4 protein-coding genes are annotated in these 3,712 nt (G+C 65.8%); 2 read left to right on the top strand and 2 right to left on the bottom strand.

All coding sequences use genetic code 11. From position 1 onward, the window contains the following. Positions 1-38: 38 nt before the first annotated feature. Both AC2VOU_RS10845 and AC2VOU_RS10840 read right to left on the bottom strand, forming a co-directional pair. Positions 39-614, bottom strand: coding sequence for a class I SAM-dependent methyltransferase (locus tag AC2VOU_RS10845; RefSeq protein WP_486957383.1), 576 nt, complete (start codon positions 612-614; stop codon positions 39-41). Positions 615-803: 189 nt separating this feature from the next. Next, positions 804-2,540, bottom strand: coding sequence for an N-acyl-D-amino-acid deacylase family protein (locus tag AC2VOU_RS10840; protein WP_486957382.1), 1,737 nt, complete (start codon positions 2,538-2,540; stop codon positions 804-806). Positions 2,541-2,589: 49 nt separating this feature from the next. Here AC2VOU_RS10840 and AC2VOU_RS10835 point away from each other — a divergent pair, with 49 nt between their 5' ends. Continuing rightward, positions 2,590-3,216: a TetR/AcrR family transcriptional regulator gene (locus AC2VOU_RS10835; RefSeq protein WP_486957381.1), complete on the top strand. Its 627-nt coding sequence runs from the start codon at positions 2,590-2,592 to the stop codon at positions 3,214-3,216. A gap of 9 nt (positions 3,217-3,225) precedes the next feature. After that, positions 3,226-3,712, top strand: a 487-nt coding sequence (locus AC2VOU_RS10830; RefSeq protein ID WP_486957380.1) for an ATP-binding cassette domain-containing protein, incomplete at its 3' end; no start/stop codon positions are given.

Raw genomic sequence — 3,712 nt, 5'->3', positions numbered from 1 at the left:
TTCTCCGATGAATTGAGCAAAGCCTCAACGCACCTGGATTACCGGTGGTCGGGCCTGACAGCCCGCCAGCGCAGCCGGACACCGGCCACATCGATGCGTACATCGCCAAACCCGGCTGCGCAGAGCCGATCTCCCAGTTCGTCGGGCCGAACCGGGTTGTAGATGTCGCCGATGTGGACGAGTCGGAACGGCAGCGACGGCACGCGGTCGCTGCCGGCGAACACACCGCCGGGATGCAGCACTCGAAACGCCTCTGCGAAGAGCTGGTCCTGCAGCCGATCCGTCGGTACGTGGTGAAGCATCGTGAAACACACGACGGAGCTGAACGCATTGTCGGGCAACCCAGTATTGCTGCCGTCGCCGTGGAGCACCCGCGCGCGATCGCCGTAGAGCCGGTCTAGCCGCTCGGCCATCGGCTCGTCGACCTCGACCGCAGTGACGGTACCGGCCCGGCCGATGAGTGCGCGCAGCGTCGCGCCATATCCCGGTCCGATTTCCAGCGTGTGGTCGCCCAACTCGACATCGGCGAGGGCCCACGGCAGCAGATCGTCGCGGACCATCGCGGCCCAACCCGCCGAACTGCATTGCCACCGATGCAGGGCATTCATGGCCATGACCTGACGCCTTCCTTCTGCGACTGGACTTCCTTCTGGGACTTCACGCATCTCGCACGCTACGAGAAGATCAAGGATGTCAGCTTCCGAAAAGATGCCACGCTGTATCGAAAATCCGCCACAGTCCGTGCCGCACCACCGCGCCGCGGCATTCGGCCGCCTATTGTCAACTCTCCGATGCTGATTCGCTCAGCGAGCAACTGCCTCGAGGAAACGTCCCGCGTGCAGCTCGGTGCCGAAACCGGGCGCGAATTCACCGTCGTTGTAGACAACGTGGCCCCCGACGACGGTCGCGCCGACGAGTCCGTCATTGCGGTTGACCATCCGCTTCACCTCCGGCGCCCCCGGGTAGGGCGCTTCGGCGTAAGCGGCACTGGACCCGTCGAATCCGGCCGGGTTGATGACGGCGATGTCAGCCCGAGTTCCCTCGCGCAGATACCCGGCATCGAGCCCGTACCAGTCGGCGAGCTCGCCGGTGAGCCTACGCACGGCGGTCTCGACGGGCATCGAGCGCCGATGGTGGACGCGTTCCAGCATGCGCAGGCCGGAGTTGTAGAACGCCATATTGCGAAGGTGCGCACCGGAATCGGAGAAGCCGATCTGGACGTTCGGCGACCGCTGCATGCGATCGAGCACCTCTGCGCGGTCGTTGGCGACCACAGTGCGCCAACGCAGCCGTGAGCCGTGTTCGACGGCCAGGTCGAGCAGCGCGTCGGCGGGCTCGATACCGCGGGCGGCGGCGACATCGGCGAAGGATTGCCCGACTATGGCACCGTCTGGGCACGCAACGATTTCGGCGTCGGACAGGTCGCGACTCCACACCCGGGGCCCGAACTGCCTGGCCATGTCTTTGCGGAAGCGCCGTCGGTAGGACTCGTCAGCGAGCAGCCGTCCGCGGCTCATCTCGTCACGGAAGTTGAGTGCGGCCGAGCCGGAACCAAACTCCTCGAACACGACGAGATCGACTCCGTCGGCGTACATTTCGAACGGCACCGGTAGGTGCTGCCAGCGAAAGTTGCCGCCGGCCCGGTTGGTGAGACCCGCGGCGAGCAGAGTCAGCCGCGCGGCCCTGCGGTCGGCTTTCACGTCGGCGGCCGCGATCAACGTGGTCTTCAGCGCTTTACGCGACCCCCGGAACCCACCGCCGATGCTCTGGGCGAGGTAGCGCACGACTTCGGCCTGTCGGGCCAGGTTCGGCGTGCTCTGATGCACGCGACCACGTTGCCGCAGAACGGTGTTGAGCGCGCTGAACTCCGACCAGGCGGCGTAGGTCGAGGGCAGTTGGCGGGCCGGGAAGCGGGTCCCCTCGAGCTTGGAGAAGGAACTGTGCAGCGTCGACAATCCGAGGAAGCCAGCGTCGAGCGCGTCGGAGAGCATCTGCTGCATCTGCCTGATCTCAACGCGGGTCGGGCGGTAGTCGGCGTCGACCGACCGGCCCAACCCCAGCACTGAGGCGCGGATGTCGGAGTGGCCGATGAAGGCGGCGACGTTCGCCCCGAGCGGCAACGCGTCCAGCGTCTTGACGTATTCGGCTGGGCCACTCCAGGTTTTGGCTTCCTTGACCGAGTCGTGCACGATCTGCCACGGCAGCGCCTCGACGCGGGCGAACATGTCGGCGCAATCGTCGGCGTTGCTGTAAACGGTCGACAGCGAGCAGTTGCCGAGGATGACCGACGTGGTGCCGTGCCGGACGGACTCGCCGAGTCCGGGGCTGAGCAGAACCTCGGCGTCGTAGTGCGTGTGCACGTCGATCAATCCGGGCATCACCCATCGGCCACGCGCGTCGAGAGTGCGGACCCCGTCCGCGAGCCCTGGGGCGACCGCGGCGACCTTGCCGTCGCGGATACCGACGTCGGCCGCGATCGGCGCCGCACCGGTACCGTCGAACACGGCCCCGCCACGGATGACCAGTTCGAAGTTCGACATCACCCTCCGCCTTTCGATACTCCGTAGTATCCAGTCGATACCGAGGAGTATGCTCATCTCCATGTCGCCTGTCAAGCCGCCACGAATTCGCCCCACCCGGGGTGAGGTTCGAGACCGCATCTTGGAATCAGCCGCAAAAGTCTTCGCTGCCGAAGGCTTCGCCGGGGCAACGATCGACGCGATCGGTGAAGCCGCAGGATTTACCAAGGGGGCGGTCTACTCCAACTTCGGCTCCAAAGACGAATTGTTTCTGGCCCTGCTCGACCGTGAATTCGAGCTCCGCGGCGAGCAGATCGCAACGGCGCTGGAGAGCGCCGGCGACGTTGCCGCGGCGGCTCGATCGTTGAGCCGGTCGGTGCTCGACTCCGTTCACGATCACGCCGACTACTACATTTTGTTTGTCGAGTACTGGCTGCGGGCTGTCCGCGATCCGGATCTGCGTGAGCGGCTGATCGCTCGTCGTCGTGCCGCGGCCGCCGAGCAGGCAGACAACTTCGCCGAATCCGCCGCCGCGGTGCCGTCCGGTCGGCCGCCGGCCGAACTTGCCCAACTCGTCGTCACGATGAACCTGGGTATCGCCATGGAAGAAGTCTTGCGTCCCGGAACAATCGACCCTGACCTACTCGCCCAACTGATCACCGATCTGCTGGGGTCCGTTGCCGTTCAAGGCGATTAGGAGCACCACATGCAAACCCAGGACGACAAAGACGCCCCGGCGGTGATCACCGCGACCGGGCTGGGCGTCGACGGCGAGCATGGACCGCTGTTCTCCGGTATCGACCTGGCCCTTCCCGAAGGCTTTCACGCCATTCAGATGCCCGGCGGGCCCGGACAGACCGCGCTGCTGATGACGCTGGCCGGCCGCTTCAAGCCCACCCACGGCACCCTGACGGTGCGCGGCGACACCGCACCACGCGCGATTCGCCGGCACTGCGCGATCGCCGCGTTTCCGGACATCGACGAACTGGAGGAATCGGTGACGGTCCGGACGGTGCTCGCCGAGCAGCAGCGCTGGCTCTCGCCCTGGTATGCGCAGACACCGCGCGACGCCGGTCAAGCCAAGATGGCCGAAGTGTTCGGCGACACTCCCCCGCCGTCGGCCGGTAGCTACATCGTCGAATTGTCGGATTTGGAAATGTTTCTGCTCAGAATCACGCTGGCGACGCTGTCGG

The organism is Mycobacterium sp. TH-M25 (assembly GCF_057473665.1).
Note: the sequence above shows the minus strand (reverse complement) of the source record. Positions and strands in the feature narration are given on the sequence as shown.

What these genes read in the sequence shown, in the direction of transcription:
- AC2VOU_RS10845 (WP_486957383.1), bottom strand. Translation starts at nt 614, where the DNA reads ATGGCCATGAATGCCCTGCATCGGTGGCAATGCAGTTCGGCGGGTTGG.
- AC2VOU_RS10840 (WP_486957382.1), bottom strand. Translation starts at nt 2,540, where the DNA reads ATGTCGAACTTCGAACTGGTCATCCGTGGCGGGGCCGTGTTCGACGGT.
- AC2VOU_RS10835 (WP_486957381.1), top strand. Translation starts at nt 2,590, where the DNA reads ATGCTCATCTCCATGTCGCCTGTCAAGCCGCCACGAATTCGCCCCACC.